Origin of the sequence: Enterococcus faecium (genome assembly GCF_029023785.1) — a bacterium.
GTDB classification, from domain to species: domain Bacteria; phylum Bacillota; class Bacilli; order Lactobacillales; family Enterococcaceae; genus Enterococcus_B; species Enterococcus_B faecium.
Genome location: NZ_CP118955.1, coordinates 1,339,830 through 1,359,694, shown reverse-complemented (window position 1 = coordinate 1,359,694; position 19,865 = coordinate 1,339,830). Strand labels below are relative to the sequence as shown.

Annotated in this window: 18 protein-coding genes; 15 read left to right on the top strand and 3 right to left on the bottom strand. The window is 39.7% G+C overall.

Features of this window, described 5'->3' with window-relative positions; translation table 11 throughout:
* Positions 1-3: 3 nt before the first annotated feature.
* Positions 4-435, bottom strand: a complete 432-nt coding sequence (locus tag PYW34_RS06600; protein WP_002295842.1) for a GNAT family N-acetyltransferase — start codon at positions 433-435, stop codon at positions 4-6.
* A 387-nt stretch (positions 436-822) separates the two neighbouring features.
* Here PYW34_RS06600 and alaS point away from each other — a divergent pair, with 387 nt between their 5' ends.
* The 3 genes from alaS (at position 823) to PYW34_RS06585 (ending at position 5,531) form a co-directional block, all read left to right on the top strand.
* Positions 823-3,465, top strand: coding sequence for an alanine--tRNA ligase (gene alaS, locus PYW34_RS06595; RefSeq protein WP_002299704.1), 2,643 nt, complete (start codon positions 823-825; stop codon positions 3,463-3,465).
* Between the two features lie 199 nt (positions 3,466-3,664).
* Positions 3,665-4,261 (top strand): ECF transporter S component, encoded by a 597-nt coding sequence (locus PYW34_RS06590; RefSeq protein ID WP_002295844.1) that lies wholly within the window; start codon positions 3,665-3,667, stop codon positions 4,259-4,261.
* Positions 4,262-4,382: 121 nt separating this feature from the next.
* Positions 4,383-5,531 carry a cation diffusion facilitator family transporter gene (locus PYW34_RS06585; RefSeq protein ID WP_002295845.1) on the top strand — a complete coding sequence of 383 codons (1,149 nt, stop codon included), beginning with the start codon at positions 4,383-4,385 and terminating at the stop codon, positions 5,529-5,531.
* A gap of 37 nt (positions 5,532-5,568) precedes the next feature.
* Here the strand turns inward: PYW34_RS06585 and PYW34_RS06580 are convergent, their stop codons facing one another.
* Entirely contained in the window at positions 5,569-5,982 is a 414-nt protein-coding gene (locus tag PYW34_RS06580) for a ribonuclease HI family protein (protein ID WP_002295847.1), read from the bottom strand.
* A gap of 78 nt (positions 5,983-6,060) precedes the next feature.
* Between PYW34_RS06580 and PYW34_RS06575 the strand changes: the two genes are divergently transcribed.
* The gene (locus PYW34_RS06575; protein ID WP_002295850.1) at positions 6,061-6,492 is read left to right on the top strand and encodes an EbsA family protein; all 432 of its coding nucleotides are present in this window, start codon (positions 6,061-6,063) and stop codon (positions 6,490-6,492) included.
* A 98-nt stretch (positions 6,493-6,590) separates the two neighbouring features.
* Here PYW34_RS06575 and PYW34_RS06570 read toward each other — a convergent pair whose 3' ends face one another.
* Positions 6,591-6,824 carry a cold-shock protein gene (locus tag PYW34_RS06570; RefSeq protein WP_002303804.1) on the bottom strand — a complete coding sequence of 78 codons (234 nt, stop codon included), beginning with the start codon at positions 6,822-6,824 and terminating at the stop codon, positions 6,591-6,593.
* Positions 6,825-7,006: 182 nt separating this feature from the next.
* Between PYW34_RS06570 and PYW34_RS06565 the strand changes: the two genes are divergently transcribed.
* The 11 genes from PYW34_RS06565 to carB all read left to right on the top strand — a co-directional run bounded on the left by PYW34_RS06565 (position 7,007) and on the right by carB (position 19,852).
* A complete protein-coding gene (locus tag PYW34_RS06565; RefSeq protein WP_002295854.1) occupies positions 7,007-8,677 on the top strand; it encodes a formate--tetrahydrofolate ligase in 1,671 nt (556 codons plus the stop codon).
* A 146-nt stretch (positions 8,678-8,823) separates the two neighbouring features.
* Positions 8,824-9,210: a hypothetical protein gene (locus PYW34_RS06560; protein WP_002295856.1), complete on the top strand. Its 387-nt coding sequence runs from the start codon at positions 8,824-8,826 to the stop codon at positions 9,208-9,210.
* On the top strand, positions 9,197-9,895 hold the full coding sequence (locus PYW34_RS06555; RefSeq protein WP_002295857.1) for a CBS domain-containing protein: 699 nt from the start codon (positions 9,197-9,199) through the stop codon (positions 9,893-9,895). The genes PYW34_RS06560 and PYW34_RS06555 overlap by 14 nt, the downstream gene beginning before the upstream one ends.
* Before the next feature lie 4 nt (positions 9,896-9,899).
* Positions 9,900-10,364, top strand: coding sequence for a signal peptidase II (gene lspA, locus PYW34_RS06550; protein WP_002295859.1), 465 nt, complete (start codon positions 9,900-9,902; stop codon positions 10,362-10,364).
* The gene (locus PYW34_RS06545) at positions 10,361-11,272 is read left to right on the top strand and encodes an RluA family pseudouridine synthase (protein ID WP_002295861.1); all 912 of its coding nucleotides are present in this window, start codon (positions 10,361-10,363) and stop codon (positions 11,270-11,272) included. Before lspA ends, PYW34_RS06545 begins: the two co-directional genes overlap by 4 nt.
* 234 nt (positions 11,273-11,506) lie before the next feature.
* On the top strand, positions 11,507-12,046 hold the full coding sequence (gene pyrR, locus PYW34_RS06540; RefSeq protein ID WP_002295862.1) for a bifunctional pyr operon transcriptional regulator/uracil phosphoribosyltransferase PyrR: 540 nt from the start codon (positions 11,507-11,509) through the stop codon (positions 12,044-12,046).
* A gap of 13 nt (positions 12,047-12,059) precedes the next feature.
* Positions 12,060-13,343 (top strand): solute carrier family 23 protein, encoded by a 1,284-nt coding sequence (locus PYW34_RS06535; protein WP_002288870.1) that lies wholly within the window; start codon positions 12,060-12,062, stop codon positions 13,341-13,343.
* A 12-nt stretch (positions 13,344-13,355) separates the two neighbouring features.
* Positions 13,356-14,282: an aspartate carbamoyltransferase catalytic subunit gene (locus PYW34_RS06530; protein WP_002288872.1), complete on the top strand. Its 927-nt coding sequence runs from the start codon at positions 13,356-13,358 to the stop codon at positions 14,280-14,282.
* A gap of 18 nt (positions 14,283-14,300) precedes the next feature.
* The gene (locus PYW34_RS06525; protein WP_002288875.1) at positions 14,301-15,581 is read left to right on the top strand and encodes a dihydroorotase; all 1,281 of its coding nucleotides are present in this window, start codon (positions 14,301-14,303) and stop codon (positions 15,579-15,581) included.
* 4 nt (positions 15,582-15,585) lie between these two features.
* Positions 15,586-16,662, top strand: coding sequence for a carbamoyl phosphate synthase small subunit (locus PYW34_RS06520; RefSeq protein WP_002288877.1), 1,077 nt, complete (start codon positions 15,586-15,588; stop codon positions 16,660-16,662).
* 4 nt (positions 16,663-16,666) lie between these two features.
* Positions 16,667-19,852 carry a carbamoyl-phosphate synthase large subunit gene (carB, locus tag PYW34_RS06515; protein ID WP_002288878.1) on the top strand — a complete coding sequence of 1,062 codons (3,186 nt, stop codon included), beginning with the start codon at positions 16,667-16,669 and terminating at the stop codon, positions 19,850-19,852.
* Positions 19,853-19,865 lie beyond the last annotated feature (13 nt).

Sequence of the window (19,865 nt, the reverse complement as noted above, 5' to 3'; positions counted from 1 at the left end):
TTTTTAAGCTAGACTTTTTTCCATTCCGATACAAAGTACTTCATCTTCAATAAAAGGTTCTGTGCAAGTATGATACCCTTGTTTTTCATAAAAATCTACAGCCGTCATTTCAGCTACTACATAACTAGTCTGACAACCTTCTGAAACCGCCCGTTTTTCAGCAGCTTCAAGCAACTGACCGCCTAACCCTTTTCCTCGGTATTCTTTTGCTACGCAAAATCGTTCCGGCTTGAAGCAAGTAGGTGTTTTCTTTTCATAACGCAAAGTAGCTACTGGTCTTTTTTGATCAAGAAATAGATAATAGGTTTGTTGCGGGATATCTTTTCCGTCGAATTCTAGTTCTGCAGGAATCCCTTGTTCTAATACAAAAACTTGATATCTCAAAAAGCAGCTAGCTGCGCGTATCCATTCATCCGCTCCAACTATTTTTTTCATCATATTCCTCCTTGTCATGAATAGCAGAGATGTATTGATTCCTTTATTCTTATCGTACCAAAAATCGTGGAGTATGACCAAAAGGAAATGAAAATAAAAATTGAGATATTGACAGTGATCAATAGAATGCGTATACTAATTAAGTACGAAAAGGATATGATTTGTTTTTTAAGACTCACAGAAAATTCTTTCTTGGCTGAAAAAAGAATAGTCACTAATCAAATTGCTCCCTTTTTCTATTTTGGTAGAAATACCGACGCAGCTCAGCGTTATCGAGTTTAAGAGGTAATGATTACACATCATTGCAATCAAGGTGGTACCGCGAGTTTTCGTCCTTGGCTGTGATGGTGTTTTTTTGTATTTAATTTATAGAAAGCAGGTAATGACATGAAACAATTAAGTAGTGCACAAGTTCGACAAATGTTTCTTGATTTCTTCCAATCTAAAGGACATACGATTGAACCTAGTGCGTCTTTGATCCCCGTGAACGATCCAACCTTATTGTGGATCAACTCTGGTGTTGCAACATTGAAAAAATATTTTGATGGTTCAGTTGTGCCAGAAAATCCAAGAATCACAAATGCCCAAAAATCTATTCGAACAAATGATATCGAAAATGTCGGTAAAACAGCACGGCACCATACGATGTTTGAGATGCTGGGTAATTTTTCGATTGGTGACTATTTCAAAAATGAAGCCATCCACTGGGCATGGGAATTTTTGACTGATCCAAAATGGATGGCATTCGATCCAGAAAAACTTTATGTAACAGTTTATCCAAAAGATACAGAAGCAAAACGCATCTGGCATGAAGAAGTTGGCCTGCCACTAGATCACATTATTGATGTAGAAGACAACTTCTGGGATATCGGTGCAGGCCCATGTGGTCCGGATACGGAAATTTTCTATGACCGTGGAGAAGCTTATAACGATTTAGCAGAAGACGATCCTGAAAACTATCCAGGAGGAGAAAATGAACGTTATTTAGAAATCTGGAACTTAGTATTTTCAGAATTCAACCATAAGCCTGATAACACATTTGAACCACTTCCTCATAAAAACATTGATACGGGGATGGGATTGGAACGCATGGTCTCAATCGTTCAAGATGCGCCAACGAACTTTGAGACAGACTTGTTTATGCCTATTATCCACGCCGTAGAAAAGCTAAGCAAACAAGTAAAATATGGTGAAAACCCAGTAACAGATATTTCTTACAAAGTAATCGCAGATCATATTCGCGCCCTTTCATTTGCTATTGGCGACGGTGCATTGCCATCGAATGAAGGGAGAGGGTATGTCTTACGCCGTTTGCTTCGTCGTGCTGTCATGCATGGGAAAAAATTAGGTATTGAACAAGCATTCTTATATCGTTTAGTCCCTGTTGTTGGGGAAATCATGGTAAGTTATTATCCTGAAGTACTTCAACAAAAAGAATTTATTGAAAAAGTTATCCGTACAGAAGAAGAACGTTTCAATGAAACAATCAATGAAGGTTTGGAAATCTTAAATCAAGTGATCCAAGAAGTAAAAAACGAAAACGGGACGACTCTAGCAGGAAAAGACATCTTCAAACTATACGACACATATGGCTTCCCGGTAGAATTAACGGAAGAGGTGGCAGAAGATGAAGGACTGAAAGTTGATCATGCTGGTTTTGAAAAAGAAATGGATGCACAACGCGAACGTGCTCGCTCTGCCCGCAGTACTGAAAAATCAATGGGGGTACAATCTGCTTTATTGACAGATATCAAAGTAGAAAGTAAATTCATTGGATACACAGAACAAGAATCAGATAGTCAATTATTGGTCATCGTTAAAGGTGAGTCTCTTTTGAATGAAGTCGCAGAAGGTGAAGCTCAAATGATCTTTGATCAAACACCTTTCTATGCAGAAATGGGTGGGCAAGTAGCGGATCAAGGATGGATCATGAATGAAGTAGGCGAAATCGTAGCAGTTGTTACAGATGTTCAAAAAGCGCCTAATGGTCAATTTATGCACACCGTAGAAGTAAAAGCACCAATGAGTGAAGGACAAACCTATCATCTATTGATCGATCAATCGATGCGCAATCGGATCATCAAAAACCATACAGCAACCCATCTACTGCACAAGGCATTGAAAGAAGTACTTGGCGAGCATGCAAATCAAGCTGGTTCTTTAGTCGCTCCTGGACATTTACGATTCGACTTTACCCACTTTGGTCAAATCACTTCAGATGAATTAGCTGAAATGGAAAGAATCGTCAACGAAAAAATCTGGGAAGCTATCCCAGTTGAAACAATTGAAACAGATATCGATACAGCCAAAAACATGGGTGCAATGGCTTTGTTTGGTGAAAAATACGGACATGACGTTCGAGTAGTAAATATTGGCGGCTGGTCAATCGAACTGTGCGGAGGCACACATGTAGCAAATACAGAAAACATCGGAATCTTCAAAATCGTTTCTGAATCAGGAATTGGTGCAGGCGTGCGACGAATCGAGGCTGTAACAAGTAAAGAAGCGTACGAACTACTTGAAGAAGAAGAAAAACAACTAAAACAAGTAGCAACAATTGTTAAATCACCTCAATTGAAAGAAGTTGTTTCAAAAGCGGAACAATTGCAACAGCAAGTAAGAGAGCTACAAAAGGAAAATGAACAATTAGCTAGCAAGTTAGCGAATCAACAAGCTGGTGATGTATTCAAAGATCCAGAAACGATCAATGGAAAAACAATCATTGCAGCACAAGTAAAAGTGAAAGATATGAATCAGCTGCGTCAATTAGCTGACCAATGGAAACAAAAAAATATTTCAGATATTCTTGTTTTAGCAAACGAACAAGAAGGAAAAGTCAGTCTGCTAGCGGCAATGACGAAAGAATCAAATGAAGCTGGACTAAAAGCTGGCGACTTGATTAAAGCAATCGCACCGAAAGTAGGCGGTGGCGGTGGTGGACGTCCAGACATGGCACAAGCTGGCGGGAAAAATCCTGCTGGTATTCCAGATGCACTTAAAGCTGCGAAAGAATGGGTTGCGCAACAATAGGGCGTTTACGTTTGACAGAAAAACAAAAGTTCAAACATTGAACGAAACATGATTATGGGGGCGAAGACAAACAAGTCTTGCCCTCATACTTTTTTCAATTGGATGGCGCATCTAATCAAATGGTCGGATTCGGATGGTCTTTAGTTGACGAAAGTGACAGAAATTTTTACGATTAGTATAAATAAAAAGGGGTGAAAAAATGAATAGTAGAAATAAGACCTTTCGACTAGTCTTACGTGCGATCTTGTTAGCAATCATCATCGTACAAGCGATGGTTCCTTGGCTGGGGTTTATTCCATTAGGATTCATTAGTTTAACAATTATCCATATCACAGTAATTATTGCTGCAGTAGTATTAGGCCCAAAAGATGGCATGGTGATTGGCTTGTTTTGGGGAATCGCTACAATTGTTCGTGCCTATGCCATGCCAACAACGCCATTTGATACATTAGTGTTCACGAATCCGATTATCTCGGTAGTTCCCAGAGTACTTGTTGGCTTAGTAGCAGGCTTGGTTTTCCACTGGATTTATCAAAAAAATAAATCAATAACGATCAGCTCAGCCTTTGCAGGGGTACTGGGTTCATTGGTCAATACAGTCTTAGTGTTAGGATTCATGGGATTATTTTATACAGGTGCAACGGCAGATGCCTATGGTGTAGATTCTGCTCTTTTATTTAAAACCTTAGCAGGGGTTGCAGCAATCAATGGGATACCAGAAGCAATAGGTGCGGGAATCATAACACCATTACTAGCAAAAGCGTTATTTGCAGCAACACCGTTGAAACCAGAATAATGACCATCTTTTAATAGTAATAGGACGCACGATAGATAGAAAAAGGAAGAGAGGAGAGGAAAACAATCGTCCTCTCCATCTTTTTACCTGAGCAACAAGCAAACTAGAAGGGGTAAAAAACTTGGCTAAGAAACAAGAAGAAAAAAAGAAACAAATACCGCAACAGCGGACAAAAAAAGGAGTACTAGCGGGTATCTTAGGATTGGTTACGAATCTGATCTTGTTTGTCTCTAAGCTAATGATCGGGCTTTTTTCAGGAAGTGTCTCCATTATGGCTGATGCAGTGAACAGTCTATCAGATACTGCTTCATCCATATTGACTTTGATCGGATTTAAAATTGCTGCAAAGCCAGCAGATCAGGAACATCCTTATGGACACGAACGCTTCGAATATATCAGTGGGTTATTTGTTTCGATCATCATTACTTATGTAGGATTTCAATTTTTAGAGTCTTCTGCTGAAAAAATCATCCATCCAGAAAATGTCTCTTTAACACCCATCGTCTTTTTTGTCCTAATCATTTCCATCTTTTTGAAATTTGCACAAGGCAAAATGTATCAGGTTATTGCGCAATCCATTGATTCTGAAACATTGAGAGCTACAGCAACAGATAGTTATAATGATGTCTTTACTACACTGGCTGTATTGCTTTCAGCAGCAATCGAATGGGTAACTGGATGGCGTATTGATGGATATATAGGTTTTGCTTTAGCATTATATATCCTTTATAGTGGATTGACGATGCTTCGAAATTTTGTATACGAACTATTAGGAAGTCGCCCAACGCCAGCAGAGATTGAAGAAATGGAAGAGCATTTAAATGCTTGCGATGATATACTTGGCTATCATGATTTATTGGTGCATAACTATGGACCCAATAAACGCTTTGCATCAGTCCACATCGAAGTAGATGAATCAATGAATTTGAATGTGGCTCATAAGATTATTGATCTGATAGAAAAAGACTTTAAAAAGTCTTTGGATGTGGAACTTGTCTGTCACTTGGATCCAATGCCTGTTGATAACGAAAAATACTATAATATCTTGCGGCAGTTAAAGCAAATTCTTCTTGAAACAGGTACAGGGCTTAATATTCATGATTTTAGAGTAATTCATCAAGGAAAAACGCTGCAATTTGATGTAGTGGTCCCTGAGAAATTCCAGTTTGTTGATACAGAACTAGAAAGAATCTTACGTAGTCAAATAGAAGAAAAAATCGGAGATTACCAATTGGAAATTACGTTTGATCACAATTATCTTTTATATTAAATGAGAAACTATAAAAAGACTCCTTAAAGTTTTTAATTTAAAGAGTCTTTTTTTCTTTTAATTGTTTATGGAGAGCCTGACGTGCAAGATTATCTGCTCCTTTATTTTTGTTTTCGGGCAACCATTGCAGGATCAATAAAGAAAATTCGGATAGAAGTTCTTGGATTCTTTGAAGGTAGGGAAGGAAGAGCTCGTTCTTCGTTGCGTTTTTGTCGACCGTAGAAACTAGTGTTTTGCTGTCTGAAAAACAGAAAATCGTTTCATTCTGTAAGTCGTTTTTCTTTAGAAATTCTAAAGTTTTTAAAAAGACTTCGAACTCTGCTTGATGGTTTGTCCCTATAGAAAGCGGGATAGATAGCTGTTCTTGTTTACCTTGATAGACAATCAAGATTCCACCTCCACTAGGACCAGGGTTGCCTTTTGTAGAGGCATCAATGTATACTTTTAACATAAAAAGAGATTCTCCTTTTTGTTCAAACTAATGTTATGGTAAGATTATATCATTACTGAATCGGTGAGAGGTTAGAGAATGAAAAAAAATATTCGATGGCAGCCTGAACTGGCACATACGATCATCTATTGGTCATTGACCTTGATCATTCTGTTTTTTAGTCTGATTCTTTCTTTAGAAAACACAGGTCCTTATTGGAAAAGCAATTTTGTTTTAGGTATTTTTCTTGTTTTTCTATTTCTAGGTTTGCGGCGTTCTTTTATTTTAAAATCAAACTCTGTGATTATACGTTATGCTGCTTTTTGGAAAGACCGAGAAATATCTGTCGGACAGATTCGATCTTTGACGCCAACTAATACTGGGGTGCAAATGATGTTGCAAGATGAGAAAGCCCCATCTGTTTTCATGATGCGAAAAAAAGATCAAGTAGTCCTTTTTGATCATTTTGAAAAAAACGGACCCAAATCAGAATCAATTCCTTATCCTTATACGAAAAAAAGAAAAAGCTAATTTTAAAAATCAGAACCTAAAAAAACGAATTTTTACAGGAAAAGAAAAGAGTGAGACGTACGGTTCATCCCGTTTAGCGTCTCACTCTATTTGTTTATCTATTCATGCATACTAGTATCGGTAGTCTGAACGTTGCCTTTCTTGACATGGGCAGCTTGTGTTCCTCGATTCCCTTCGATGATCTCAAATTCGACCACTTGATTTTCTTCCAAAGTTTTGAATCCCTCTTCTTCAATCGCAGTAAAATGTACAAAAATTTCTTCTGTGTCATCATAACTGATAAAGCCGTATCCTTTTTTGTTGTCAAACCATTTTACAATTCCTGTGGTCAAAGCACTCACGACCTTTCTAAAGTCTGATCATAGCCTTCATTATAAAGAGTATTTATAAGTACGTCAAATAAATTAAAAACCTGTAATTTTATGTTTTTTTTCTGAATAAAAAAAGGTATAATTGGCATATCTTAACAAAGAAGATATTTTGTTGAATAAAGTTCGTGAAAAGGGGTAATCAAATGAAGAATGATCTGCAAATTTCACAAGAAACAGAGCTAGAACCGATTGTTGAAGTGGCTAGTAAATTAGATCTTAAGGAAGACGATTTGGAACTGTATGGGAAATATAAGGCGAAAATCAATTTTTCTGGAATCAATCGATCAAAGGATAACGCTGAGGGGCATTTGATCTTAGTTACTTCCATCAATCCAACACCAGCTGGCGAAGGAAAGTCAACGATCACTGTAGGGTTAGGAGACGCGCTCAATAAAATCAATAAAAAATCTGTTATTGCATTGCGAGAACCCTCACTTGGTCCTGTGATGGGAATCAAAGGTGGTGCTGCAGGCGGAGGATATGCACAGGTATTGCCTATGGAAGATATCAACTTGCATTTTACTGGTGACATGCATGCTATCACAACAGCTAATAATGCATTATCTGCTCTTTTAGATAATCATATTCATCAAGGAAATGAATTGAACATCGATGCCCGCCGAGTGATTTGGAAACGGGTAGTCGATCTCAATGATCGTGAACTGCGTAAAGTAATTGTTGGCTTGGGTGGGCCAATCCAAGGTGTTCCAAGAGAAGATGGGTTTGATATCACAGTTGCCAGCGAAATCATGGCTATCTTGTGTCTTGCGGCAGACCTTGAAGATTTAAAGGCTCGTCTTGCAAGGATCGTTGTCGGCTATACATTTGACCGTCAGCCTGTGACTGCTGGAGACTTGAAAGCAGAAGGCGCTCTGGCATTACTGCTGAAAGATGCAATCAAGCCGAATCTTGTACAAACAATTTACGGAACACCAGCTTTTGTCCACGGGGGACCGTTTGCCAATATCGCTCATGGCTGCAATAGTATTTTAGCTACCAAGACAGCATTGAGATTAGCAGATTACGTTGTCACAGAGGCAGGATTTGGTGCAGATCTTGGCGGAGAGAAATTTTTAGATATCAAAGTACCTAACTTGAAAAAAGCGCCGGATGCTGTGGTGATTGTCGCCACTGTCCGTGCATTGAAAATGCATGGCGGAATGAAAAAAGATGAACTTAAAAATGAGAATCTTGATGCTTTGAAAGTAGGTTTTGCAAATTTAAAGCGCCATATACGTAATATGGAACAATATCAGCTACCTGTGATCGTCGCAATCAATGAATTCGTAACAGATACAGACAATGAACTCACACTGTTGGAGCACTTGTGTGAAAATCAGGGGATTCTTGCCAAGAGAGCGAGTGTATGGGCAGATGGAGCAGAAGGCGGCGTTGATTTAGCAAAAGCTGTAGTACGATTGATTGATAGAAAAGAAGCTAATTACAAGCCATTATACCGCCTAGAAGAAACGATACAAGAAAAGACAGAAACAATCGTCAAGAAAATTTACGGAGGAAATGGTGTTGTTTTCAGCAAAAAAGCGCAAAAACAAATAGAAGAGTTTACGAAGAATGGATGGGACAAACTGCCGATTTGTATGGCAAAAACACAGTATTCATTTTCTGATGATCCTTCACTGCTAGGTGCACCGGAAGATTTCACCATCACGATCCGCGAAATCATCCCAAAATTAGGGGCAGGATTTTTAGTAGCCTTGACTGGAGATGTTATGACGATGCCTGGTTTGCCTAAAAAACCTGCTGCATTGAATATGGACGTGACAAATGACGGAGAAGTGTTGGGATTGTTTTAAGCTTGATTATAATCTACCATCGAAGGAGCTGTATTTTGACTACAGCTTCTTTTTTTAGACGATAGGGAATTAATTTTGTTTACACTAGGATCATTCTTTTTCTTTATTGTATTTTGAGCTATACTAAAGCATAATAGGAGGGTATGATGAAAACGACATTTATAAGAAAAACCGGTTTTTACGGTATGGGTAGCTCGATTCAGCTAAGAATCAACAATGAAAAACGCAGTGTTCTCAGTCATGAACAAAAGATAACGCTTGATCTGGAAGTGCCCTTTACGATGCAGGTCACCTTTTATTGGCTAAAAAGCCCCGTTTATACAGTGAAAGAAGCAAAGCCTGCTTATGTGATCACAATGAATTACTTGATTCTTCAAATCTATCCGTTTTTATTTCTAGCAACTGGGTTGGGGGCCGTTTTCCTACAAAATTTATTTTTCAGTTTTTTTGCAGTTATTGTGTTGATTGCGTTCTTTTTCTATATAAAAAACCGGGCATATTTGATCAAGGAGGAAAATTATGGCAAACTCTGATCTTTTTTTAATCAGTTTCAATCGAATCGAAAAATGGATGAGAGACGAGATGGGAAATGCACGAAATATGGGATTTACCGAACTTGTCAGACGCCTAGCTCAAAGAAAACAATTAATGATCAGAAAATACGAAGATGATCTTTTACAGCTTGCTCAGTTAAGGAATGCGATCGTCCATGATCGGATCGCAGTCGATTTTGTCATTGCAGAGCCAAATGATTGGACAGTCAAGCGAATCCAGCTGATCGAACAAGAACTGATTCAGCCTGAAACCGTGCTGCCTCGATTTGCAAAACGTGTAACAGGTTTTGAACAAGATCTTCCGTTACTTGAACTGTTAAAGATAGTAGCAGAAAAAAGGTATTCACAATTTCCGTTATACAATAAAGGAAAATTTGTAGCATTGATTACTTTACGTAATATCGGGTTTTGGCTAGCAAAAGAAAGCCAAAAAGGTCCGGTTGATTTAACAAATAAACGAGCGTTGGATTTGATCATCCAAAACGGAAAGTACACAAATTATCATTTTGTTCCAGCTAAAACACATATTTACGAGGTTGAAGCGATGTTTCGTGAGCAAGGGACTTTGGAAGCCGTACTTATCACTAAAGATGGGAATCCCGATGGTAATCTGCTCGGGATCGTACGACCTCGTGATATTTATAAACAAATAGAAAAGGATTGATTTTTTGTTAATTATTTATTGGATATTCAGCGCTTTGCTAGTAGGAGTGGATCAGTTGGTCAAATGGTGGATCACTGATAATCTAGCGCTTGGAGAGACGAAAAATCTTATACCAGGTATTTTGTCACTGAATCATATTCGAAACACTGGAGCCGCATGGAGTATGCTAGAAGGGAAGATGTGGTTCTTTACTATAGTGACACTCATTGCAGTCGTTGTGATTCTCACATTGATGATTAAAAATCGTGAAAAAGGTAATCGCTGGTTCATGATTGGATTGAGTTTGATTCTAGCTGGTGCGATTGGCAATTTTATCGACCGTATTCGTCTTGGCTATGTAGTAGATATGTTCCAGACAGATTTTATGAGCTTTCCGATTTTTAACGTAGCAGATGTGACACTTGTATGTGGAGTGATTTGTATGTTAATTTATATTATTTTAGATGAAAAGGATCAAAGAAAAAAATGACAGAACTTAAAACGACGATTCACCATGAATCTGGTAGGATCGATAAAGTATTGACTAATTTATTCACCGATTACAGTCGTTCGCAAATTCAGCTGTGGCTGAAAAATGGAGCGGTTTCTGTCAATGGACAGCCAGTCAAAGCAAATTACAAAGTAAAACAAGGAGACGAGATTACTGTCTTGATCCCCGAACCAGAAACATTAGATGTGGTCCCAGAAAATATCCCGTTGACGATCGTTTACGAAGATGAAGATGTAGCGGTGATAAACAAACCTCAAGGAATGGTCGTTCATCCTTCAGCAGGTCATACGCATGGCACAATGGTCAATGCGCTGATGTACCATATCAAGGATCTTTCTACGATCAACGGCGTTATTCGTCCAGGTATTGTTCACCGAATCGACAAAGATACTTCCGGACTGCTAATGGTTGCCAAAAATGACCAGGCACACGAATCATTAGCTCAGCAATTAAAAGATAAGACCTCTTTGCGCAAATATGTTGCTTTAGTCCATGGAGAGATTCCTCACGAAAAAGGAACCATCAATGCGCCAATCGGCCGTTCGAAGGAAAACCGGAAAATGCAGGCGATAAGAGAAGATGGGAAGTCGGCTGTCACACATTTTACTGTATTGGAACGTTTCGAAGGATTTACTCTGGTTGAATTAAAACTAGAAACCGGAAGAACACACCAGATCCGTGTGCATATGAAGTATATCGGTTATCCGTTAGCTGGAGATCCAGTATACGGACCGAAGAAAACTTTGAAAGGCAATGGTCAGTTTCTCCATGCGCAAATGTTAGGTTTTACGCACCCGACTACAAACGAAAAGATGATCTTTGAAGCACCTCTTCCAGAAGTTTTTGAAAAAACTTTAGAAAAATTAAGAAAAAACATTGCATTTTAATTTAGATAACGGTATAGTAATTAACAACGAAAGCATAAAACTTAATAGAATTCCTTTAAGTTTAGTCCCGTGAGGCTAAGAAGGGTGGGAGCAAGGATACGTATGGTGCGCCATAAGTAGATTGCTCATTGACATAGTATAGCTATCAGTGTATCAGTATACGCTCAGTCTAAACATTCCTCCTGTCCTCTTAGGGCAGGAGTTTTTTTATGCAAAAAAGTAGGGGGAATGAAAATGCAAGCAAAAGAAGTAGTAGATCAGGTAACCATGAAGCGAGCATTGACTCGAATTACTTATGAGATTATCGAGAGAAACCATAGTATCCAAGATATCGTATTGGTAGGTATCAAAACACGAGGAATCTACATTGCATCAAGAATTGCCGAACGCCTGAAGCAGCTAGAAGATATCGATATTCCTGTAGGAGAACTGGATATCACTTTATACCGAGATGACAAAAAAGAAAATCCAGAAGAACCGGAACTTCATTCTTCTGACATCCCAGTTTCCTTAGAAGGAAAAGAAGTTATTTTGATTGATGATGTTTTGTATACAGGACGAACGATTCGAGCAGCAATGGACGCAGTAATGGATTTTGGCAGACCAAGAAAAATTTCATTAGCAGTCCTGGTCGATCGTGGGCATCGAGAATTGCCAATCCGTGCAGATTATGTTGGGAAGAACATTCCAACATCTCGGGCGGAAGAGATTTTAGTAGAGATGCAAGAGCTTGATGGACAAGATCGCATCATGATTTTGAAAGAGGAAGATTAGAGGAGAGAGAAACATGTCGGAGAAAAAAGGATTTCATAATGATGACGTGGTGTTAGATATCCACGATCGCCCAACCCCAGGACATTGGGTAGGATTAAGTTTACAACACTTGTTCACGATGTTCGGAGCAACCGTGTTAGTCCCCATCTTAGTAGGTATCGATCCAGGTATTGCGCTAGTCAGTTCAGGACTAGGTACATTGGTGTACTTATTTACTACTAAAGGAAAGATACCTGCGTACTTAGGAAGCAGCTTCGCTTTCATTGCAGCGATGCAGCTTTTGATGAAAACAGATGGTTATCCAGCGATTGCACAAGGAGCAGTCACAACTGGATTAGTCTATTTGATTGTTGCGCTGATCATCAAAAAGATCGGTTCAGCATGGCTGGATAAAATCTTGCCTCCAATCGTCGTCGGTCCAGTCATCATGGTTATCGGGTTGGGACTTGCGGCAAATGCAGCAACAAATGCTATGTATAATCAGGGCACGTATGATTTCAAGTATATTGCTGTAGCGCTGATCACATTAGGATTAACAATTTTCTTCAACATGTGGCTAAGAGGTTTTCTCGGATTGATTCCGATTTTACTAGGTATCATTAGCGGATACATCGTAGCCTTGCTGTTTGGAATCGTGGATACTAAGCCAATCGTAGACGCTGCCTGGTTTGCTGTTCCTAACTTTGAGATTCCCTTTGTACAATATGAACCAAAGCTATATCTTGGAGCAATCACAACAATGGCACCCATCGCTTTTGTGACGATGACAGAGCATATCGGCCATCTTATGGTATTGAATAAACTAACTAAACGTAATTTCTTTGAAGAACCGGGTCTTCATAAGACGTTGACAGGTGATGGGTTAGCACAAATCGTGGCAGCCTTTGTCGGAGGTCCTCCTGTAACAAGTTACGGTGAAAACATTGGTGTTCTGGCTATCACACGTGTCCATAGCGTGTTTGTGATCGGTGGAGCTGCAGTATTTGCAGTCATTTTAGGATTCGTAGGAAAATTAAGCGCTTTGATTTTAAGTATCCCTGGACCAGTCATCTCAGGAATCAGTTTTATCTTATTTGGAGTAATTGCCGCAAGTGGAATGAAGATTTTAATCGAGAACAAAATCGATTTTGATAAAAAGAAAAATCTGTTGATTGCTTCAGTTATCTTAGTAGTAGGAATTGGCGGACTCGTCTTTGAAGTAGGCACATTTACATTGTCGGCAATGGCATTAGCAACTGTACTTGGCATCATTTTAAATCTTATCTTACCAGAAACTTCACGAAGCGAAGAAAACTAAGGAGGAAACATTATGATCATCAAATCAGAACGTATCAGCTTAAAGCATTTATTGACCGTTGAGGCACTTACTGATCAAGAAGTTATGGGCTTGATCCGCAGAGGGCAGGAATTCAAGCAAGGTGCTAATTGGACTCCGCAAAAGCGCCAGTACTTTGCTACAAACCTCTTTTTCGAAAATAGTACTCGCACACATAAAAGCTTCGATGTAGCGGAGAAAAAACTAGGGCTAGAAGTGATTGAATTTGAAGCAAGCACAAGCTCTGTCCAAAAAGGGGAAACACTATACGATACAGTACTGACGATGTCAGCATTAGGCGTAGACGTAGCGGTTATCCGTCATGGTGATGAGAACTATTATGACGAACTGATACAAAGTAAAACAATCCAGTGTTCGATTATCAATGGAGGAGACGGAAGCGGACAGCATCCAACCCAATGCTTGCTTGATTTGATGACCATTTATGAAGAATTTGGTCATTTTGAAGGTCTGAAAGTTGCCATCGTAGGTGATATCACTCACTCTCGCGTAGCTAAATCCAATATGCAGATGTTAAAACGTCTAGGCGCACAAGTATTCTTCTCAGGTCCTAGAGAATGGTACGACGATGAATTCGAAGTGTACGGACATTATATGCCATTGGATGAACTACTAGATCAAGTTGATGTCATGATGATGCTTCGGGTGCAACACGAACGCCATGATGGAAAAGAAAGTTTCTCAAAAGAAGGCTACCATCAGGAACATGGGTTAACAGTTGAGCGTGCGAAGAAGTTGCAAAAACATGCAATCATTATGCACCCAGCACCAGTTAACCGCGATGTAGAATTAGCTGATTCATTAGTGGAAGGATTACAGTCGCGGATCGTTCAGCAAATGAGCAATGGAGTATTCGTCAGAATGGCAATCTTAGAAGCAGTGCTAAATGGAAAAGCGTAATTATAGGAGGATGAAAAAATGAAAACACTCATTAAAAACGGTCAGATCAATACACGAAAAAATATGACGACACCAGCAGAAATTTGGATAGAAGATGGGCGAATCAAAGCAATCGGTACAGGATTCTCAGAAGCCGAATTTGATGAAGTGTTTGATGCAAAGGGACAATTGATCACACCTGGTTTAGTGGACGTCCATGTTCATTTGAGAGAGCCAGGATTTACATACAAGGAGACGATCGAAGCTGGGACTCGCTCAGCTGCTCGTGGCGGTTTCACTACTGTATGCGCGATGCCGAATTTAAATCCTGTACCTGATACGGCAGAAAAGCTGAGACAAGTATATGACATCATTAGAAAAGATGCAGTTGTGAAGGTATTGCAGTATGCGCCAATCACAGAAAATCTGCGAAGTGAGAAATTAGTTGATCAAGAAGCACTGATTGAAGAAGGTGCTTTTGCTTTCACAAATGACGGTGTAGGTGTCCAAACAGCTGGGACGATGTATCTGGCTATGAAAGAAGCTGCAAAAAACAATAAAGCCCTAGTAGCCCATACAGAAGATGAATCTTTATTATTTGGCGGCGTTATGCACGCTGGCAAGAAGGCAGAAGAACTTGGTCTTCCCGGGATCTTAAGCGTAACCGAGTCTTCTCAAATTGCTAGAGATCTGTTGCTAGCTGAAGCAACTGGTGTTCATTACCATGTTTGCCATGTTTCTACTAAAGAAAGTGTCCGTGTAATCAGAGACGCAAAAAAAGCAGGAATCCACGTAACAGCAGAAGTTTCACCCCATCATCTTATTTTGATCGACGAAGATATTCCCGAAGATTTCGGCTTTTGGAAAATGAACCCGCCGCTAAGAGGACGGGAGGACAGAGAAGCTTTGATCGAAGGCTTGCTTGACGGTACGATCGATTGCATCGCTACAGACCATGCCCCCCATGGATTAGAAGAAAAAAGCCAAAGTTTCATGAAATCACCATTTGGTATCGTAGGAAGCGAAACAGCGTTTCAACTGATCTATACTCATTTTGTAGAAACTGGTCGATTCACGTTGGAACAAGTGATCAATTGGTTGGCAGTTAAACCGGCTGAGATTTTTGGTTTGAATGCAGGAACGCTAACGGTTGGTGCCCCCGCTGATGTAGCAGTTTTTGATATTACACAAACTTGCACGATCGATAAAGAAGACTTTTTATCAAAAGGGGAGAATACACCTTTTATCGGCTGGAAAGTAAAAGGCGAAACACAAATGACTTTTGTCAACGGAAAACTTGTGTGGCAGAAGGGAGAATAAAAGTATGGAACGTTTGCTTATATTAGAAGATGGAACAGTTTTCGAAGGAAAGGCTTTTGGTGCAGATGCTAGTGTCTTCGGAGAAATCGTTTTTACAACAAGTATGACTGGTTATCAAGAAACTATCACTGATCAAAGTTTTAACGGTCAAATCATTACATTTACCTATCCTATGGTGGGTAATTATGGGGTAAATAGAGATGATTATGAATCGATTTCTCCAACATGCAAAGGAGTAGTAGTAAAAGAACATGCACGTGTAGCTTCAAACTGGCGAAACCAAATGACGCTAGATTCATTTTTGAAACAAAAAGGAATTCCTGGAATATCAGGTATCGATACGCGCGCCCTTACTCGCAAAATCCGTGAAGTCGGAACGATGAAAGCTAGTATCGTTGATGCTGGAGATTCCTTCGAACATGCATTTGATCAGCTGAAAGCAACCGTTCTAGCAACCAATCAAGTGCAGCAAGTCTCAACTAACAAACCTTATCCAAGTCCAGGAACAGGTCGGAAAGTCATTGTCATTGACTTCGGCTTGAAACATAGTATTTTACGAGAATTGAGTAAAAGAAACTGTAACCTCACAGTACTTCCCTATAACACAGATGCCGAGACGATTTTAGCGCTATCACCAGACGGAGTCATGCTGACGAATGGACCTGGTGATCCAAAAGATGTGCCAGAAGCAATCGAAATGATCAAAAAAATCCAAGGAAAAGTACCGATTTTTGGTATTTGTCTCGGTCACCAGTTATTTGCTTTAGCCAACGGTGCAGATACCTATAAAATGAAATTCGGACATCGAGGATTAAATCACCCGGTACGAGAAGTAGCGACCGGAAGAATTGATTTTACTTCTCAAAATCATGGCTATGCAGTCGATGAAGCCACGATTGATCCAGAAAAACTCATCGTAACTCATGTAGAAGTAAATGACGGAACAGTAGAAGGAGTCAAACACAGAGATTATCCCGCTTTCAGTGTGCAGTTTCATCCAGATGCTGCCCCTGGTCCGCATGATGCACTACATTTATTTGATGAATTTATGGAAATGATGGACGCAGGAAAGGAGCAGTAAACAGATGCCGAAACGTACAGATATCAAGAAAATTATGGTGATTGGATCTGGTCCGATCATCATTGGTCAAGCCGCAGAATTTGACTACGCAGGAACACAAGCCTGCCTTGCCTTAAAAGAAGAAGGATATGAAGTGGTTTTAGTAAATTCTAATCCTGCGACGATCATGACGGATAAAGAAGTGGCAGATCAAGTATATATCGAACCGATCACACTTGAATTTGTATCAAGGATTCTTCGAAAAGAGCGTCCAGATGCTCTCCTTCCAACTTTAGGCGGACAGACAGGCCTCAATATGGCAATGGAGCTGGCAGCATCAGGTATTTTAGAAGAATTGAACATAGAACTTCTAGGAACAAAGCTTTCTGCGATCGATCAAGCAGAAGATCGTGATCTATTCAAACAGTTGATGAAAGAATTGAATCAGCCAATCCCCGAGTCTGAAATCGTCAATACAGTAGAAGAAGCTGTAGATTTTGCAAATAAAATCGGCTATCCTGTCATCGTTCGTCCAGCCTTTACTTTAGGCGGAACTGGTGGAGGTATGTGTGAAAATGAAGAAGAATTACGTATCGTATCAGAAAATGGATTAAGTCTTTCCCCCGCTACCCAATGTTTGATTGAACGAAGTATTGCAGGTTTTAAAGAAATTGAATATGAAGTGATGAGAGATTCGGCTGATAATGCAATCGTTGTCTGCAATATGGAAAATTTTGACCCGGTGGGTATCCATACAGGTGATTCTATCGTATTTGCCCCTAGTCAAACATTGTCTGACCATGAATATCAAATGCTTCGTGATGCTTCTCTTTCGATTATTCGAGCACTTAAGATCGAGGGAGGCTGTAACGTCCAACTCGCTCTTGATCCACATAGTTTTAATTATTATGTGATTGAAGTCAATCCGCGTGTTTCTCGTTCATCTGCGTTAGCAAGTAAGGCGACTGGCTATCCGATCGCTAAGCTAGCTGCTAAAATAGCGCTTGGATTAACATTAGACGAAATGAAAAATCCTGTTACAGGAACGACTTTTGCAGAATTTGAACCTGCATTAGATTATGTTGTAGCTAAAATTCCTCGCTGGCCGTTTGATAAGTTTGAAAACGGAGAACGGCTTTTAGGCACGCAGATGAAAGCAACTGGTGAAGTGATGGCTATCGGTCGGAATATCGAAGAGTCTTTATTGAAAGCTGTGCGTTCTTTAGAAATCGGTACACACCATATCGAACTTCCTGAGTTGGCAGACATCACGGACGATGACCTAATCCAAAAAGTGGTTCGAGCACAAGATGATCGCCTGTTTTATGTAGCTGAAGCTATTAGAAGAGGGTACACCATAGAAGAATTAGCGGATTTGACAAAAATCGATTTATTCTTTTTAGATAAACTGTTGCATATCGTAGAAATCGAACAGCAGTTGAAACAGCAGCCGTTGGATGACAAGATATTGAAAACAGCGAAACAAAACGGTTTTACAGACAAAAAAGTGGCGGAGCTGTGGGAAATAAACGAAGAAGCCGTTCGCCAGATGAGAAAAGAAAATGATTTGATTCCTGTATATAAGATGGTTGACACTTGTGCAGCGGAATTCGAATCAAAAACACCTTATTTTTATAGTTCCTATGAATATGAAAATGAAAGTTCACGATCAGAAAAGCCCTCAATTCTAGTACTGGGATCTGGTCCTATCCGTATCGGACAAGGGGTTGAATTTGACTATGCGACTGTGCATTCTGTCAAAGCAATCCAGCAGGCAGGATACGAAGCAATCATCATGAACAGCAATCCTGAAACAGTTTCGACTGACTTTTCTATTTCGGATAAATTATATTTTGAGCCATTGACCTTCGAAGATGTGATGAATGTGATCGAGCTAGAACAGCCGATAGGAGTAATCGTTCAATTTGGTGGTCAGACAGCAATCAACTTAGCCGAACCTTTGACTGCTGCTGGTGTAAAAATCTTAGGGACAACGATCGAAGACTTGGATCGTGCGGAAAATCGTGATTTATTCGAGCAAGCGCTGAAAGAGTTGGATATTCCTCAACCTTTAGGGGATACTGCTACAAGTAAAGAAGAAGCCGTGGTTATCGCTTCGAGAATTGGTTATCCAGTTCTTGTTCGTCCAAGCTATGTATTAGGCGGACGTGCGATGGAAATCGTTGAAAACCAGCGAGATTTAGAAGATTACATGGAACATGCTGTGAAAGCATCTCCAGAACATCCAGTACTAGTGGACCGTTACTTGCTTGGTGGTGAATGCGAAGTGGATGCGATTTGTGACGGTGAAACAGTACTCATCCCAGGGATCATGGAGCATATTGAGCGTGCTGGTGTCCATTCAGGGGATTCAATGGCTGTGTATCCACCTCAAACATTATCTGAATCGATCAAGAAAACGATCGAAGATTACACGATCCGCTTAGCATTAGGTTTGAATTGTGTCGGGATGATGAATATCCAGTTTGTCATCCATGAAAATGAGGTTTATGTGATCGAAGTCAATCCTCGAGCAAGTCGGACTGTTCCATTCTTAAGTAAGGTGACAGGAATTCCAATGGCACAAATTGCGACGAAAGCTATTTTGGGAGAGAAACTAAAGACACTTGGTTATGAAAACGGACTTTATCCAGAAACAAAAGAAGTTCATGTTAAAGCACCTGTCTTTTCTTTTACGAAATTGCAGAAAGTTGATACTTACTTAGGGCCTGAAATGAAATCGACTGGAGAAGTAATGGGATCTGACAGACAATTAGACAAAGCTTTGTACAAGGCATTCGAAGCTTCTGGATTACACTTGCCTGAATATGGAGCCGTATTATTTACGATTGCGGACGAAACAAAAGAAGAAGCACTAGAATTAGCTAAACGTTTTACAGAAATTGGCTATAGTCTGATAGGAACGAAACATACAGCTGCTTATTTCGAAAAAAATGGTCTGGTCGTTGAAACAGTAGCGAAAATTTCTGAGGAAGCAGCAGAAAAAAATGTAGTCGACTTAATAAGAGATGGTAAAACACAAGTGGTTGTCAATACGATTGATAAAGATCGGGGAAATGCTTCTAAAGACGGTTTCATCATCCGAAGAGAAGCAGTTGAACATGGTATTCCATTGTTTACTTCTTTAGACACAGCAGATGCGATCGTTCGAGTGATGGAATCCCGTGCTTTTTCAACTAACCCTATTTAACGGCGAGCACATG